We start from the raw sequence: 15671 nt of genomic DNA on the forward strand, positions 1-15671 counted from the left end.
CGCACGGGTGCGCCGGGCCGACGGGCCGACGGTCAGGCCGAGACCGGTTCCTCGATGCGCAGGCCGCGCCCGCGCACGCCCTCGGCGACCCGGGTGAGCAGCGCGTCGAGCGTGACCAGGGCGGCGGAGAGCTCGCCGATCTGTTCGTTGAGCGTGTCCTCGGACCACGCGGAGACGTCGACGTCCCCCAGAGCACGGACGGCGGCCTGGAGCCGCTCCATCTCGTCGTTCGTACGCATGTTCGAAAGGCTATAACACCCCGCCCGCCGACACACCACAAACTCCGACATCCGCCCCGAAGTTACGGTTTCGACACCTCAGGCGCGGTTTCCGGCCTCGGCCACCCGGGCCAGCAGCAGCGCCTCGGCCAGGCACACCCGCGCGAACTCGCCCAGGTGCAGGCTCTCGTTCGGCCCGTGCGCCCGCGCGTGCGGGTCCTCCACACCGGTCACCAGGATCGCGGCCCGCGGGAACATCTCCTGGAACGTGGCGATGAACGGGATCGACCCGCCCACCCCGATGTCGACCGGGTCGGTGCCGTCCCAGGCCGTCCGGAACGCCGACCGGGCCGCGTCGAACATCGGCCCGGAGGCGTCGATGACGCAGGGCGCGCCGTCGTGCTCAAACGTCACCGACACCTGAGCGCCCCACGGCGCGTGCCGCTCCAGGTGCGCGGTCAGCGCCGCGTACGCCTTCTTCGGGTCGTCGCCCGGCGCCAGCCGTACGCTCAGCTTCGCCTTCGCGGACGGCACCAGCGCGTTCGGGGCCTCGCCGGTGGACGGCGCGTCCACGCCCAGGATCGCCAGCGCCGGCTTCGTCCAGAGCCGGTCGGTGATCCGGCCGGTGCCGAACAGCCGCGCGCCGTCGACCAGGCCGGCCTCGGCGCGGAACCGGTCCTCCGGGTAGTCGACGCTGGCGCCCTCGCGGGCGGCCAGCCCGTCCACCGCTACGTCACCCGCCTCGTCGTGCAGCGTGCCGAGCAGCTTCACCAGCGCGGTGAGCGCGTCCGGCACGGCGCCGCCGAACATGCCGCTGTGCACCGCGTGGTCGAGCGTGCGCACCTCCACGAAGCAGTTCACGATGCCGCGCAGCGAGGTGGTCAGCGCCGGCACGCCGACGTCCCAGTTGGTGGAGTCGGCGATCACGATGACGTCCGAGGCCAGGTCGTCACGGTGCTCGGCGAGCAGCCGCTCCAGCGAGTCCGAGCCGTACTCCTCCTCGCCCTCGATGAACAGCACCACGCCGACCGGCAGCCGGTCGCCGAACGCGCGCAGCGCGGCGACGTGCGCCATGATGCCCGCCTTGTCGTCGGCGGCGCCCCGGCCGTAGAGGCGGCCGTCGCGCTCCACCGGCTCGAACGGGTCCGACTCCCACAGCGACAGGTCGCCGACCGGCTGCACGTCGTGGTGCGCGTACATGAGCACTGTGGGCGCGCCGGCCGGGGCCGCCTTCGTGCCGATCACCGCGGGCTGGCCGCCGGACCGGACGATCCGCGTGTCGAGGCCGCAGCCGCGCAGCAGCTCCGCCACCGCCTCGGCGGAACGCTCCACGTGCGAGTGGTCGAAGCCCTCGAAGGCGATGCCCGGGATGCGGACGAGTCGCTCGAGGTCGGCACGGACGCCGGGGAGTTCCCGCTCGACGGCGGCCCGTACCTCGGACTCGGAGAGGATCGGAGTGGTCATGACCGGAATCGTATGCTGGCCTTACCCCGCCACGTCGCCCGAGCCCGATCGCCGCCCCACGCGCACGTAGTAGCGGTCCGCGTCGTGCGGCAGGTCCGGGGCGCCGTCGACGACCAGGTCCACAGCGGCCTCGGTGCCGTCGGCGGCGAAGTGCGACCGCTCCCCCGCGTGCCAGCGGCGCAGCTCCGGCAGGATCTGCTCGCCGTCGCGGGCCAGCGCCCGGCGCAACCGCAGCTCGGCCGGCGCGGCGACGAGCACCGACAGCGTCAGCTCGGGGCGTACCGCGGCGCGGGCGGCGCTCACCCCCTCGACGATCAGCACCGGACCGGCCGGCACCGGCACCACCCGGTCCAGGAAACGACGGCGCACCCAGCTGTAGCGGCGGTAACCGCCCGCCCGGCCGGCCCGCAGCGGGCCGAGGACCTGCTCCTCCAGCCGGGTCCAGAACGTGAGCTGGTCGTCCCAGCCGTCGAGCAGGTCGTCGGTGTGCACGAGCGGCGGGCGGACGCCGCCCGCCCCCGCCGCCAGGGCATCCGCGAGGCGCGTCGCGAACCGGCTCTTGCCCGCGCCGCTGGGCCCGTCGACGGCGACCAGCCGGGTACGCCCCAACCGCGCCGGCCCGGCCAGCACCCGACGGGCCAACCCGGCGTACGCCTCGATCAGGGCAACGTTCACCCGACCGACGCTAACGTTCCCCCGTCCGCTGGAAACTGCGACCCGGGCGGACCGTTTCGCCGAGCGGCGGCGCGGCGCGCTGGGCATCATCGGGGGGTGCTCCATGACGTGATGTGTCCGGGCGTCGACGCCCTCCTGGAACAGGCCCGCGCCGGTCTCCGCCGGCTCACCCCGCACGAGACCGTCGAGGCGGTCCGTGGCGGCGCGCTGCTGATCGACACGCGTACCGAGGCGCAGCGCCGCGAGGAGGGTGAGCTGCCCGGCGCGATCGTCATCGACCGCACGGTGCTGGAGTGGCGACTCGACCCGGCCAGCGCGTGGCGCATACCCGAGGCCACCGGGTACGACCGCGAGATCGTCGTGGTGTGCCGGGAGGGGTACAGCTCCAGCCTGGCCGCCGCCAGCCTCCAGACGCTGGGACTGCGGCAGGCCACCGACATGATCGGCGGCGTGCAGGGCTGGCGGGAGGCCGGACTGCCGATGTCCGACCGCCCGGCCGACGTGCGCTACTGAGCCGGTGGCGCACCGGGTGGCACGAACGGCAGTCCCGGCGGTGGGCCGGACTCGATCAGCCGCCACAGCGCGTCGGTGTCGAGGTGCTCCTCCACCAGGTCGCCCAGCAGGTCCAGCGTCCGTTCCCGGGCCGCCGCGAAGGACGTGTCCGGCGCGACCTTGAACCCGGTCCGTCCGGCCGCCTCCGCGACCTCGGTCAGGAACCGGCGGCGGAACGCGTCCGAGGAGAAGGCGCCGTGCCAGTGCGTGCCGTACACGGTGCCGAGGCGCGCGCCCTCGCCGGTGCCGTCGGCGTAGCGCAGCAGCGGCGCGAGGCCCGGGTCGGCGGCCGTGACCCGGCCGTGGTGGATCTCGTACCCGTGGACCGGCACGTCGCCGGCGGCGGTGCCCTCGGCCCGGCGGACCGTCTTGCGGGGCTCGAAGGTGATCTCGACGGGCAGCAGCCCGAGGCCGGGTACGGTGCCCCGGCGGCTCTCCACCGCATCGTGGATCGCCCGGCCCAGCATCTGGAAGCCGCCGCAGATGCCGAGCAGCGGCCGTCCGGCGGCGGCGTGCGCCCGGACCGCGTCGGCCAGGCCGGTCTCCCGCAGCCAGGCCAGGTCGGCGACTGTCGACTTGGTGCCGGGGAGCACCACCAGATCGGCGGCGGCGAGTTCGGCCGGCTCGACGGTGAGGCGTACCCGCACACCCGGTTCGGTCGCCAGCGCCTCCACGTCGGTGGCGTTGCTGATCCGGGGCAGCCGGACCACTGCGACGTCGAGCCAGTCGGTGCCCCGGGGGGCGGGCGGCCGGCCGAGCACCCGCCCGTACGCGAGCGAGTCCTCCGCGTCGAGCCACAGGTCCAGTGCCCAGGGCACCACCCCGTACGTCGGGCGGCCGGTGACCCGGTGCAGCATGTCCAGCCCCGGCTGGAGCAGGCCGCGGTCACCCCGGAACTTGTTCACCACGAACCCGGCCAGCAGCGCCTGGTCGGCCGCGTCGAGCAGGGCGACGGTGCCGAACATCGAGGCGAACACGCCGCCCCTGTCGATGTCGCCGACCACGATCGTGGGCAGCCCGGCCTGACGCGCCAGCCCCATGTTGACGTAGTCGCCGTCGCGCAGGTTGATCTCGGCAGGGCTGCCCGCGCCCTCGCAGATCACCACGTCGTACTCGGCCCGCAGCTCGGCCAGCGCCGCGTACGCCGTGCTGGCGAGCCGGGACCGTACCTCGTGGTAGTTGCCGGCGGTGACCGTGTCCACCGCCTCACCGAGCAGCACCACCTGGCTGGCGTGGTCGCTGCCCGGCTTGAGCAGCACCGGGTTGAAGCGCAGGTCGGCGTCCAGCCCGCAGGCGGCGGCCTGCATCGCCTGGGCGCGGCCCAGTTCGCCGCCGCGACCGTCCGGGCCGACCACCACGGCGGAGTTGTTCGACATGTTCTGCGCCTTGAACGGGGCGACCCGGACGCCCCGGCGGCGCAGCCAGCGGCAGATGCCGGCGGTGAGCACGCTCTTGCCGGCGTCGGAGGTGGTGCCGGCGACCAGCAGCCCGCCGCTCACCGCCCGCTCCCCCGGCCTGAGTCACGGGCCGCTCGGGTGACGGCACCCAGCGCGGCCCGGCCGGCAGCGCCGACCAGGCGACCGACTGTCACCGGGTAGAGCGCGGCCAGGCCGAGCGCGGCCACACCCACCGCGCCCGAGATCCGGGCGGCCCGCTTCAGGTGCCGCGCCTCGGGGCGGGGCCCGTCACCGAGGAAGGGCCGGGTCTCGGCGCGGCCGAAGTAGACGTTGCGCCCGCCGAGCCGGACGCCGAGCGCGCCCGCCATGGCCGCCTCGCACTGACCGGCGTTCGGGCTCGGGTGGTCGGCCCGGTCCCGTCGCCACACGTGCCAGGCGGCGGCGCGGTCCCCGTGTGCCACCGGCGCGACGGCCACCGTGAGCAGCCCGGTGAGCCGGGACGGCACGAGGTTCAGCGCGTCGTCCAGCCGGGCCGCCGGGGTGCCGAAGCGGGCGTACCGGGGCGAGCGGTGGCCGACCATCGCGTCGAGCGTGTTCGCCGCCCGGTAGCCGAGCAGGCCGGGCAGGCCCGCGACCGCGCCCCAGACCAGCGGGGCGACCACGGCGTCCGAGGTGTTCTCGGCGACCGACTCGACCGTGGCGCGGGCGAGTTCGGGCTCGTCGAGGGCCGACGGGTCGCGTCCGCAGAGGTTGCCCAGGCGGGACCGGGCGGCGGGCAGGTCGGCCCGGCCCAGTGCCCGTGCCATCACCCGGGACTCGTGCCGCAGCGTGCGCCCGCCCAGCACCGTCCAGGTGCCGGCGGCCACCAGCGCGGCCCGGGCCACCGGATGGCGGCGGGTCGCCAGCGCGGCGGCGGCGCCGAGCAGGACCGGCGCGCCGACGGCGAGCGCCGTGAAGGCGGTGCCGGCCGTCCGGTCGGGGCGGTAGACCCGCCGTTCCAGCGCGCCGGCCGCCGTGCCGAAGCCGGCCACCGGATGCCACCGGCGGGGGTCGCCGAGCAGGGCGTCGAGCGCGTAGCCCGCCACCAACCCGGTCGCGTTCGCCATGGCGGTCGCCTGCCGCACCCGTCACCACCTCCGGCCGGCCAGCCTAGTCGTACCGCGGGGTGGTGACGCCGACGTCACCACCCCGCGCCCCCGTCGGACGAAGGGTCAGGCGGGCACCGGGGTACGCCGCCGGCCACGGCGCTCCGACGCGGTCCCGGCAGCCCCGCCCGGACTCGCGCCGCCCGCCTCGCCCTCACCCGGTCCGGAGCCACCCGGCCCGGAAGCACCCGATCCGTCGACCTCCGAGGGCGGGACCTCGCCCAGCTCGTCGTCCTCGGACGTGACCGGCCCGTCGTCCTCCGTGTCGCCCAGCTCGTCCTCCTCCGGACCGCCCGGCCCGCGGTCGTAGTCGGTGGCCCGTGCACCGGGCCGGGTGTCGAACGGGTCGGGCTCGCCCACCCGCTCGACGGTGCCGACCAGCCCGACCCGGCTGCCCCCGTACTCCGACGGCGGGAAGTCGTCGTCGAAGGGCCGGTCGTCGAACGTCGCCGGCGCCTGGGCATCAGGCACCGGCTCGGTCGCCTCGCCGTGCACCCGCTGCTCGGCCTCCGCGTCCTCGACCGTGCTGGTGGCCGCGCGGGGCTGGTTGCGCAGGAAGCGGGCGCGGCCCCGGGACAGGTCGTGCCCGACGGCGACCGCCTCCAGCTCGTAGAGCGTGCGGTGGGTGCCCGCCTCGTCGGTCCAGTCCCGGGTGTAGAGGCGCCCGGCGAAGATCACCGGATCACCGACCGCCACCGAGGCGGCCACCCCCTCGGCGAGGCGGCGCCAGCAGTTGACGCGCACGCGGGTCCTGAGGCAGTGCCACACGACCCGCGCCGTCAACTGAAGACGGCCCCGGCAGACGCGCCAACGTCTGTGATCCGGGGCCTTGATCGCCCCAGGAGGCGACCCATGCAAAACCGTACCCGCCCCCGCATCTTCGTCGCCGGTCACGCGGCCGACGTTGAGCGCATCGAATTCGCCGCCGCCGAACTGGCCGCCGCTGGCTTCGAGGTCGCTACCCCCGACTTCACTCCGACCCTGGACGCTGACGACCTCCTCGCCCGCGTCGATGACGACCTGACCGCCGTCGAGGCCGCCGCCGCCGTCGCGTACCTGCCGGGCGCGGGAGACACCCTCGAAGTCGCGCACGCCGAGCTGTACGGCGTGCCCGTGCTGCGCCTGGCCGACGTCCTGGCCCTGGCGGTGACCCGGTGAGCATCGAGGCCGTGGCGTGGGCCCTCAGCGACGCCCCGGACGTTCCCCCGTCCTGTCTGGCCGTCCTGCTCGGCCTCGCCAACCACGCGCACGCCAACGGCCGTGCGGCGTTCCCGAGTCAGGAGCGGTTGGCGTTCTACGCCCGGAAGTCGGTCCGGGCTGTCCGGAACGACCTCGCCGAGCTGGCCCGCCTCGGCCTGATCCGGCGCGGCGACCAGCGTCACGCGATCTTCCTCCCGGCGGACCGCCGTCCGGTCGTCTGGGATCTCGCGATGGAGCGTCGCCGACCGCTCCCGACGGCCCTGGACCCGTTCGCGGAGCCGCAGTCCGGCCGCCCGACCGAGGCCCCGGAGCCTGTGGATAACCGGGCGGAAGCTGACTTCCCCCCGGTCCGGGACCGGGCGGAAGCACAGTACCGAGCGGCCGGAAGTGCAGTACCGAACGGCCGGAAGCGTGCTTCCTACGAACCGTCCTTAACCATCAATAACCAAAAGGGCCCGCGCTCCCTTCGGGGCGCAGCCCTCCCCACCAACCCCGCCGCCGCGCACTGTCAGAAGCACCGGGGTAGCCCGGCCCACAACTGCGCCCCCTGCCGGTCCGAGGCCCTGGCGGGTGACCGATGAGCCCGCGTCCGTTCGTCTGGGTCGGTTGCGGCGACGTCGCCCGCGCCCGAATCGAGGTCTACGCCACGTCGGGTGCTGGGTCGCTGGAAGCCGTCGTCTACGCCTGCGACCCACACGCCGGTCACGCCGTCGCGGCGATCGAGACCGCCGGTTACGCCCCGCACCGCACCCGCGCGTTCCTGCCACGTCCGCGCCGCTGCGGCTACGTCTACCGCTTCCCGACCGCCGGAGGCGCCAAGTGACCCCGACCGCCGTCTACGCCCTGGCCGCCGTCCTCCTCGGCGGGCCCGCCGTGATGCTCGCCCCGTTCGCTCTCGCCCACCGGTCCGCCGAGGACCACGCCGACCAGGCCGCCGCCGTCGTCCGCCAGACCCTCGCCCGCCGCGAAGCCGCCGCCCGTCAGGAGATCACCCGATGACTACTCAGCGAATCGTCGGCCGTAACGCTCCGGGTAACCGTGCCGCCCGCGCCGAGTCCGTCGTCCTGGTCGCGATCCTCCTGGTGGTCGGCCTGGCCGCCGGGGCGGCGTCGTTTACACACGTCCACGACTGGACGATGACCAACAGCCCGGCCGGTACGCCGGACTGGTTCGGCTGGGCGAACGCCTGCATCAGCGAGTTGGTCCCGGTGGCGGCCCTCCTGGACATTCGGCGACGCCGCCGGGCAGGCCGTCCGACGGGCTACCCGCTCGGCCTGCTGATCGCCGCCGCCGGTCTGTCCCTGGCCGCGCAACTGGCCGTCGCCAAGCCAGGTGTGTCCGGTGGCCTCCTGTCCGCCGTCCCGGCCCTGGCCTTTATGGCCCTGGTCAAGCTGGTCTTCGCCTCGGCCCCGGCGCCCACCTCGGCCACGGCCACGGCCGCCCGGGCGGACGGCCACACGACCGACACCGCCCGGCCGCAGGTCACGGCCACTCTGGACACGGCCACCCTGGCGGACCAGGGGCGGGCCGCTGACGACACGGCGACGGCCGTCACGGTCGCCGAGGACCAGGCCGCCCACGATGCCCCGGCCGCCCCGGTGGCCGCCCATGACCACCGGCCCCGGCCGACGTCGCCCCGGCCTCGCCGGACGGCCACGACCACGACCGACGGCATGGCCGCCCGCGTGGCGGCGATCGTGGCCGACCGGCCCGACGTGACCGCCGAGGACGTGGCCGCCGAGATTGGCCGAGCACCGAGGACGGCCCGCCGCTACCTGGCCGCCGTCCGGGCCGACCTGGCGGGGGTGACCGCGTGACCGAGCTAGAGCGGGCCATCCGCCGACTGCGCCGGAAGCACACCGTGACCCGGGTCGCCTACCGGTACGTGTCCGGCCGTCCCCTTACGGGCCGGGAGGGCTACCCGTACCGGGCCCGTGGCCGTGGCCGCTGGACCGGCTACCAGCGTCAGGCCGTCCGCCTCGGCGTCCCGGCCGTGGCCGCCGTGACGGCCGCCTACCCGGGCCAGGCCGGGGCCGCCCTCGGGACGGCCGCCGCCGTGGCCGCCTACCGGGCCCGTCGTCGCCTGGTCGCCCGGCGCTTCCGCCGCGAGTACGTCACGCCGACGCTGGCGGCCCTGGCCCCGGCCCTCGGCCGCGAGCCGGGTCAGGTCCGCTTGCACGTAGACCCGTCCCTCGGGAACCTGGCGCCGCGACTGGCCCGACCGTTGTCGCCCGCCGAGGAGGCCGTCCGGCGCTGGTATGGGGAGAACCTAGAGCCGGTCGTCCGGTGGCTACCCGAGCGGGTCCAGCGGGCCGCATGGGCCGTCCAGCGGGCGGCCCGGCCGGTCACGTCCCGGCTGGACGTGTTTAAACGGCCCGGTAAGGAGGACCAGGGCCCCCGTATCGAGCTGGTCACCGACACGCCGTACCTGACGAAGGAACAGCGCCAGTTGGTGTCGGCCATCGTGACCAGCAAGATCCCGGTGTCGGACCTGGTCGAGACCTGGGACCAGGTCGGTCCGCGGGTAATTGCCCGCTGGACGGTCCGTAAGCGCCCGCCCGCGCGGGTCGGCCTGGCCGAGGTCGCCGCACACTTCCCCCGCCTGGCCGAGGATGAGTTCTTCATCGGCCTCGGGGCCGGTGACCGGCCGGTGACGATCTCCCTCGCCGACGACTCGCCACATATCGCGGTCAGCGCCGGGACCGGGGCCGGGAAGTCTGTCTTCGCCCTCCTGGTCGCCGTTCAGGTCCTCGCCCGTGGCGGTCGCGTGATTGTGCTGGACCGCAAGGGAAGTCACCGCGCCCTCCTCGGCCTGGCGAACGTGGACTACTGCGTTCGCCCGGCGGAAATGCATGAGGCCCTGGTCCGGGCCGCCGCCCTGGCCGACGAACGAAACACGCTCGCCCTACACGAGCCGGAAGGATGGGACCCCGGTCCCCGCGTCCTGGTCCTCTTCGAGGAGTTGAACAGCGGCCTCGCCCAGCTCGCGAACTACTGGGCCGAGGTACGCGGGAAGGGAGACCCGAAACGGTCCCCGGCCGTCGCCGCCCTGGCGGACATCCTGCTAATGGGGCGATCGGCGAAGGTGAACGTGCTCGCGGTCGCCCAGCTCCTCACCGCGCGGGCCATCGGCGGACCCGAGGCCCGGGAACAGTTCGGCGTGCGGTGCCTGGCCCGGTTCACGGTCAACGCGTGGAAGATGCTGGTCCCCGAGGCGGCGATGCCTCGGCCCTCCCGGACTCAGGGCAGGTGGCAGGTGGTGACCGGCGGACAGGCGACGGAGACGCAAGTCGCCTACCTGACCGCCGCCGAGGCCCGGGCCCTCGCATGTCCCGAGTCCCTGTCCCGAGACCAGGTCAGCGGGCCAATCAAGCCCGCGCGGGACAACTTCCTGACGTTGCGGGAGGCGTGCGAGGAGGGTTTGTTGCCCTGGTCCTACGAAACGGCCCGGAAGCGCCTCCAGCGCGGGACCGGGGCCGTTCCCTCGCCCCGCACGCGGAAGGGCAACGCCGACGCCTACGCCCGCGAAGACCTGGCCGCCTGGTCAGCCTCCCCGCGAGAATCGTCCGCAGCGTGAACGCCGAGGAGGTCCCCCATATGGAACGCGACGACGACGGCCGGTGCTGCCTGGTACACAGGACGCCCGACGGCCGGATCTGCGCCCCGGCGCGGGCCGTGGCCGAGGACGGGACGCTTGGGGACGGCGTGGTGTACCTCGGGCCGACTGACCCCGCGTGGCCCGTGTGGGACGCCTACCTACGCCGCCGGGAGGGCCTGAACACCCCGGGCCGCCCTGGCGCATAGGCCATGCGAGACCACACCGCGACGCCCCGAGGAGGCCGACCGCATGAGTGACGCAGGCCCCGACCCACCAGCGACCCCGGCGCAACCGCGCCGCCAGTAAGACCCCGAGCGCCCCGTCCGGACGCCGCCCCGTGCGGTGCCCTGGCGGGGCGTTCGGCGTTTCCCGGGTCGGCGGGCGCCGCCGAGGAGGACGGGCGGGGCCGCCGGGAAGGGCCGAGCCGAGGAGGAGTGACATGTGATGCAACAGGGCTACGTTTCATCACTCCCCTATAACTCTCTCTAGTCTTCTTCCTCCTCCTCTAGACAAGAGATAGGGGAGTGATGAAACGCAGCGTGGTTGCATCACATGTCACCACGCTCCGAGGCCGCCGCCACCCCGGCGCACCGCCGCGACCGGCCCCGCGACTCACGCCCTGCAACGGCCGGCGGAACCGTCCGTAATGAGGCGGCCGTCGCGCGACCTACGCCCGGCCAACCCCGGCGGGCGTCTCCCAGCCCTGGCGCATAGGCCGTATGAAGCGTTCGTGACGGCGTCACCCAGCGCTGGCGCATAGGCCCTGTAGAGACCGAAGCAGGCCCCACCGAGGAGGCCCCGCCCCGATGGACGACTTACCCCGAGGCCCACCACGGTTGCCCACCGACCGCCGTCCCCGCGCCGCCCCGGCGCTGACTCAAGGAGTGTGAATGTCCGACCAGGACGTGCCACCACCAAGCCCGGCCGACCACCTGTCGGCCCTCGCCCGCGCCTTTTACGCCTCCCGGCCGTCGCTGGCCGAGGAGAGTTTCAGCCGCCTCCCTGGCTTCTATGGGACCCGCGTTCAGCCGTTCCGCGCCGCCGCCCTCGGCCGGGCCCTGGTCCCGCTATTCGCGCGTAGGCACGTCCAGCGGGCCCACCTGGTCAACGGCATGGACGAGCGCCGGACGCTGGCCCGCCGCCGCCGCGAGGACCCGTCAAAGGCCGACTACGTATCGTCCGAGGATTTCGTGGCCCTGGTCGCCGACGTGGTCTGCAATATGCCCGCGCCGCCCCGGTCGGCGTCCAACGGGGTTGTCGGGGCCGCCCGGCATTCCCGGCGACTGGCCGAGCACGGGACCCGCTCGCCGTGGGTCCGCGAGGTCGCCCGCGCGGTCGCCGCCGAGCTGCCCGCAATGGCTGACCTCGGCGTGACCCTGTATCGCGACGGGAAGCCCGAGGCGGGCCGCTGGTCGGCCGAGCGCCGCGCCGAGTACGACCGGACCCGCGAGGGACGCCGACCCCCGGCCCCGGAAGCCCTGGCGATCGCCGAGGCGTGGTGTACCGACTGGCGCGACCGTGTGGGCCCCGGCGCCTACAAGACCTCAGCCGTTTACACGTCCTATGTCGCCGAGGTCCCCGAGGACGACCAGGTGACCCGGCCCCGATTCCACCCGGTCGCCGTGTCCGTCCTCGGCGAGCCTGTCCGGCGTTCGGCTGGACGGTTCTACGTGGTCCCCGAACCGGCCGTGATCGCCGAGGTAGCCGAGCGCGTGGCCCGCCTCGCGTGGGAAGAGCAGCGCGCGATTCTGCTCCGCATCGTCCGGCGGGAACACCTCGCCGCCGCAGCCGTAGAGGAGGCCCGAGCCGCATGATGAACAGCGCCGACGGCGAAGCGTTCGCCGAAGCCGTCCTTCAGCGCGTGGCCGAGCTGGCCTACGAAGAGTTGCGCCCGCACCTCGGCGCGTACGCCCTGGCCCGTCAGTCGACGCCGACGACCGGGACCAGGACCACGCCGACCCCTTCCCGGCCTGGCGACGAACTGGCCGCCCGCCGGGCCCGCCGTCGGTCCGCGTGACCCTCTGAACCCGCACGCCCCGGGAGTCACCTCGGGGCCGTGTGTCTGGCTGTGCTGACGTCGTAGGCGGGGCCACGCAGCACGGCCGCGCGCCGGTCGCCTTTCCCGGTGCGCTCCCCGGCCGGGGCCCGTTCGCGTTTCTCTCTCCGCGTCCGGGCCCCGGCCTGGTCGACCCCGCCCCCGCCCCTATCCCGCGTCCCGGTAGCCGCCTCGGCCGCCGGGATTTTTTCAGGCGCCTAGACGCCACGAACGCAACGAAAGGAGGGACCGCATGGCCGCCTGTTCGGAATGCGCCCAGCCCATGACGCCCGGCCGCCGCGAGCGCGTGACCTGTTCCGCCGCCTGCCGGATGGTTCGGCACCGGCGCCGCCGCCGGGCCGAGGCCCTGGCGCTACTGGCCCGCCAGACCGCCGCGATCATCGCGGGCGACGCCGAGGCCCTGGCCGCCGTCCAGCGGGACGCCGCGCGGATCTTCCGATGAACGCCACCGCCGACCCCGAGCCGGTCCCATACGCCGAGGCATGGGGCGTCCTCCGCGCCGCGCGGTATCGCTGCATAGAGTGCCGCCGGCCGACACGCCAGGTAACCCGCGACGACCAGGGCCGCCCTCGCGTGATCTGTTCCCGCCCCCACCGTCCGACCCGGAAGGCCCGTCCGTGACCACGCCCGCCCGCCGCCCCGAGCCCGCCCGCATCCTCGCCGAGTACGTGGCCGCGTCGAAGACCGGGAAGGTTCACCTGACTAGGTCCCGCGTGGCTCGCGAGCTGACCGCCCGGACCGGCTTCCCGTACGCCCCGGAGGACGTGGCACTCGCGGTCAGCCTGGCCGCGCCTGTCCTCGCCGGAACGTGGGGCGTCTACGCGACCCGCACCGTCGAGCCCGGGCGGTCGGAGAAGGGCTACCGCTGGCGATTCAGCGTCCAGCCGCCCGAGGCCGCCTGACCTTTCCGCCCTTCCCGTACCCCTAACCCCGCCCCGCCAGCGCCCCGCCTGGCGGGCGTCGCAACCCTGAGGAGAACCACCATGCCCACCACCGTTGGCGACCTGGTCGAGCCCGACTACTCCATTCCCGCCTGGGTGATCGCCCATCCCGACTGTCCCTCTGCCGTCCGCGAGGCCGCCGAGGCCCTGGCCGCCGCGAACGCCGCGACCCTGGCCGAGCGTGACGCCGTGGACGTGATCCGCGACGAAGCGGACGACAACCGCGCCGCGATCGCCCGGGCCATCCGGGACGGCAAGAAGCCGCCCGCCCCGATCTCGCAGGAGATCACCGAGGAGCGCATCCGCCAGGGCGAGCAGAAGGTCTGGCACGCCCGGAACAAGGCGTACGCCGCCGCCCGGGCCTACGAGGCCAGCATCCCGGCAAACCATGAGGGCCTGCGCCCGATCGTCGCCCCGCGCGTCCCCGACCTGGCCGAGACCGCCGCCCGCGCCTTCCGCGAGGCCCGGGCCGCCTACCACGAGGCCGACGGCCTGTCTCAGTTGCTGTTCCGGCTGGACTACCTCCGGTCGACCCGCAGCGACACGACCAATGAGCAGCGACGCGCGTTCGACATGCACCGGAACGCGGTACAGCGGGCGCACCCGGAGAACCGGCCCGGCCTCGGGAACCGGATCGCCCTGTCGTGGCAGGACGTCGAAACCGTCGCGACCGGCGTCCCCGGGAATCTGATCGCCCGCGACCCGTTCATCCCGGGGGACGACCGCGTCGCCCGCGCTGTGGCCGACGCCCGGCGCACGGCCGACAACTGACCGAACCGACGGGGGCCCTCGGGAACTGACCCGGGGGCCCCTTGCCGTCCCCCGCCCCTGTCGAAAGGCCCTCGATGTTCAGCTCCACCCCCGCCCCCTCCCGCGCTACCCGCCGCCGCCTGTCCCGCGCCCGTGCCGTCCGCCGCGCCGCTGGCTACCGCTGCGGCATGGGGCCTGTTCGTCGGCCGTGTCGGTCCGCGTCGTCCGGCGTGGTCCTGGTCGACGGCGTCCCGGTGGCCGCGTGCCCGGACCACCTCCCCGACCGGTCCGGCCATGCCTACGCCCCGCCCGCCCGAGACCGGGACGCATGGGCCCGCGCGCTCCTGTCTGCGTTGCGTCGCGACCGCGACACGACGTCGACCGCAGAGAGTAACTAGACATAGACCCTGGGCTATGCCCCCCCTTAAGCCTCTTCCCTCCACCTAAGCGACATAGCGCCTGACACCGGACGAGCGCATCGCCGATCCCGTCACAAGCCCTTCCCGGAGGTTTCCATGACTGACAGCGACTCCCGACCCATCCCCGACCCGCCCGCCGACCTCACGCCCGACGCCCTGGACCTGTGGGAGGACATCCTGACCAACCACGGCGAGACCATCACGACCATCGGCTTCGGGGCCCTGGTCCAGGCCGTCAAGCTGGTAACCCTCGCCGACCGCGCGGAAGAGGCGATCGGCGATCAGTGGCTAGTGACCGGCTACCGGGGTGCGCCCGTGGCTAACCCGCTCGCCGACACCGCCCGCCAGGCCCGCACCGCCGCGATCGCCGCAATGAAGGCTGTCGGGGTCAACCTCGGCGACGACCCGCCGAGCACGAACGCGGGCCGCGCCCTCGCCGGGGCCCGGTGGAGGAAGAGCCGGTGAGCCGCCGCGCCACGATGCGCCCGGCGAGGCCGGTAACCCTGGCCGTGGCGATCGAGAGCTACCCCGACTTTGACCCTTCCGACTACGCGCGCCGACCGACGACCGGCTGGACGGCCTCGGCGTTGTGGTCGGCCGCCTGGTCGTACGCCTACACGCACGCGGACGGATATCGGGCCGTGGCCCTGGTCGCGTTCCGGACCTACGCGCGGGCTCACGCCCGGGACGCCCTGCGCCAGGACGTCCACGCACGCCTCGGCGGGGTCGACTACTCGGCCGGGCCGTGGATGGCCGAGTGACCGCCTACCGGGCCGCGCGTGCTACCTAGAGCGCCGCATCTCTTCGCGCAGCCGTTCGCTCAAAGCATCCAGACGCTCCGGAAGGTCGCCGAGCCATTCCGCAGCCCGCAGGACGATTCGCCGGAAACCCGGCCGCGCGACCTTCACTCGCGTGCGCACGGAGCCGTGAGCTGTGGTGGCTACCACCTCCGCCCAATCCGACGGCTCCAACTCACGGCCAAGCTCTTGATCCAGAGGTACGGAAGACAAGCACCAGTGGGCAGACGAACCACTTAACAGGCGGTAGGGCAAGTCGGCACCCTCCAACACTTCAGTTGAAATATGACGGAAGAAGCCGTCTCTAAATCGGTTCGTCGTTCCGCGTTCCATCACGACGCACAGATCGTCGATCGTCACGTCTGCTCGCCCCCTGTTGCTCACTGAAACGTGCAGGTGACGGCCCTCTGTGTCCTCAGCAACCAAGGCGCGGATCTTCGTGCGCGGGCCCGCGCTACG

The 15671-nt window shown here is 74.0% G+C and carries 20 protein-coding genes and 1 pseudogene; 14 read left to right on the forward strand and 7 right to left on the reverse strand.

The genetic code is table 11. The annotated features are described in order from the left end of the window. Nucleotides 1-32: 32 nt before the first annotated feature. The 3 genes from FB455_RS08295 to FB455_RS08305 all read right to left on the reverse strand — a co-directional run bounded on the left by FB455_RS08295 (nt 33) and on the right by FB455_RS08305 (nt 2357). Entirely contained in the window at nt 33-239 is a 207-nt protein-coding gene (locus FB455_RS08295; protein WP_030273275.1) for a hypothetical protein, read from the reverse strand. Nucleotides 240-317: 78 nt separating this feature from the next. Further along, nucleotides 318-1682, reverse strand: coding sequence for a dipeptidase (locus FB455_RS08300; RefSeq protein WP_013288091.1), 1365 nt, complete (start codon nt 1680-1682; stop codon nt 318-320). Between the two features lie 21 nt (nt 1683-1703). After that, a complete protein-coding gene (locus tag FB455_RS08305; protein ID WP_186466384.1) occupies nt 1704-2357 on the reverse strand; it encodes a hypothetical protein in 654 nt (217 codons plus the stop codon). Nucleotides 2358-2468: 111 nt separating this feature from the next. Between FB455_RS08305 and FB455_RS08310 the strand changes: the two genes are divergently transcribed. Next, a complete protein-coding gene (locus FB455_RS08310) occupies nt 2469-2870 on the forward strand; it encodes a rhodanese-like domain-containing protein (protein ID WP_013288093.1) in 402 nt (133 codons plus the stop codon). Here FB455_RS08310 and FB455_RS08315 read toward each other — a convergent pair. The 3 genes and pseudogenes from FB455_RS08315 to FB455_RS08325 all read right to left on the reverse strand — a co-directional run. Beyond that, the gene (locus FB455_RS08315; protein WP_145752767.1) at nt 2864-4408 is read right to left on the reverse strand and encodes a cobyric acid synthase; all 1545 of its coding nucleotides are present in this window, start codon (nt 4406-4408) and stop codon (nt 2864-2866) included. The two genes, FB455_RS08310 and FB455_RS08315, sit on opposite strands and share 7 nt — an antisense overlap. Beyond that, complete coding sequence (locus FB455_RS08320) at nt 4405-5430, reverse strand: cobalamin biosynthesis protein (protein ID WP_047893462.1); 1026 nt, start codon at nt 5428-5430, stop codon at nt 4405-4407. The genes FB455_RS08315 and FB455_RS08320 overlap by 4 nt, the downstream gene beginning before the upstream one ends. Nucleotides 5431-5517: 87 nt before the next feature. Continuing rightward, nucleotides 5518-6198: pseudogene (locus FB455_RS08325) on the reverse strand (single-stranded DNA-binding protein); the annotation flags it as partial. Between the two features lie 105 nt (nt 6199-6303). Here FB455_RS08325 and FB455_RS08330 point away from each other — a divergent pair. From FB455_RS08330 to FB455_RS08390, 13 genes are all read left to right on the forward strand, one after another. Next, nucleotides 6304-6609, forward strand: a complete 306-nt coding sequence (locus FB455_RS08330) for a hypothetical protein (protein ID WP_145752769.1) — start codon at nt 6304-6306, stop codon at nt 6607-6609. Next, complete coding sequence (locus FB455_RS08335) at nt 6606-7232, forward strand: helix-turn-helix domain-containing protein (protein ID WP_145752771.1); 627 nt, start codon at nt 6606-6608, stop codon at nt 7230-7232. Before FB455_RS08330 ends, FB455_RS08335 begins: the two co-directional genes overlap by 4 nt. Next, a complete protein-coding gene (locus FB455_RS08340) occupies nt 7229-7474 on the forward strand; it encodes a hypothetical protein (RefSeq protein WP_145752773.1) in 246 nt (81 codons plus the stop codon). Before FB455_RS08335 ends, FB455_RS08340 begins: the two co-directional genes overlap by 4 nt. Beyond that, nucleotides 7471-7650 (forward strand): hypothetical protein, encoded by a 180-nt coding sequence (locus FB455_RS08345; RefSeq protein WP_145752778.1) that lies wholly within the window; start codon nt 7471-7473, stop codon nt 7648-7650. The genes FB455_RS08340 and FB455_RS08345 overlap by 4 nt, the downstream gene beginning before the upstream one ends. Then, nucleotides 7647-8468 (forward strand): DUF2637 domain-containing protein, encoded by an 822-nt coding sequence (locus FB455_RS34720; protein WP_486481512.1) that lies wholly within the window; start codon nt 7647-7649, stop codon nt 8466-8468. Before FB455_RS08345 ends, FB455_RS34720 begins: the two co-directional genes overlap by 4 nt. Further along, nucleotides 8465-10228, forward strand: a complete 1764-nt coding sequence (locus tag FB455_RS08355; protein WP_145752780.1) for a type IV secretory system conjugative DNA transfer family protein — start codon at nt 8465-8467, stop codon at nt 10226-10228. The genes FB455_RS34720 and FB455_RS08355 overlap by 4 nt, the downstream gene beginning before the upstream one ends. 911 nt (nt 10229-11139) lie before the next feature. Continuing rightward, nucleotides 11140-12063 (forward strand): hypothetical protein, encoded by a 924-nt coding sequence (locus tag FB455_RS08360; RefSeq protein ID WP_145752782.1) that lies wholly within the window; start codon nt 11140-11142, stop codon nt 12061-12063. Further along, nucleotides 12060-12266 carry a hypothetical protein gene (locus FB455_RS08365; RefSeq protein ID WP_145752784.1) on the forward strand — a complete coding sequence of 69 codons (207 nt, stop codon included), beginning with the start codon at nt 12060-12062 and terminating at the stop codon, nt 12264-12266. The genes FB455_RS08360 and FB455_RS08365 overlap by 4 nt, the downstream gene beginning before the upstream one ends. Nucleotides 12267-12537: 271 nt before the next feature. Then, entirely contained in the window at nt 12538-12747 is a 210-nt protein-coding gene (locus FB455_RS08370) for a hypothetical protein (protein WP_145752786.1), read from the forward strand. A gap of 175 nt (nt 12748-12922) precedes the next feature. Next, nucleotides 12923-13207, forward strand: a complete 285-nt coding sequence (locus FB455_RS08375; RefSeq protein WP_145752788.1) for a hypothetical protein — start codon at nt 12923-12925, stop codon at nt 13205-13207. An 81-nt stretch (nt 13208-13288) separates the two neighbouring features. Beyond that, nucleotides 13289-14017: a hypothetical protein gene (locus FB455_RS08380; RefSeq protein WP_145752791.1), complete on the forward strand. Its 729-nt coding sequence runs from the start codon at nt 13289-13291 to the stop codon at nt 14015-14017. A gap of 494 nt (nt 14018-14511) precedes the next feature. Continuing rightward, nucleotides 14512-14880 (forward strand): hypothetical protein, encoded by a 369-nt coding sequence (locus tag FB455_RS08385; protein ID WP_145752792.1) that lies wholly within the window; start codon nt 14512-14514, stop codon nt 14878-14880. Beyond that, a complete protein-coding gene (locus FB455_RS08390) occupies nt 14877-15176 on the forward strand; it encodes a hypothetical protein (RefSeq protein WP_145752794.1) in 300 nt (99 codons plus the stop codon). The genes FB455_RS08385 and FB455_RS08390 overlap by 4 nt, the downstream gene beginning before the upstream one ends. A 21-nt stretch (nt 15177-15197) precedes the next feature. Here FB455_RS08390 and FB455_RS08395 read toward each other — a convergent pair whose 3' ends face one another. Further along, nucleotides 15198-15572: a hypothetical protein gene (locus FB455_RS08395; protein WP_145752796.1), complete on the reverse strand. Its 375-nt coding sequence runs from the start codon at nt 15570-15572 to the stop codon at nt 15198-15200. Nucleotides 15573-15671 lie beyond the last annotated feature (99 nt).

The sequence above is a fragment of the Micromonospora sp. CNZ296 genome (assembly GCF_007827635.1).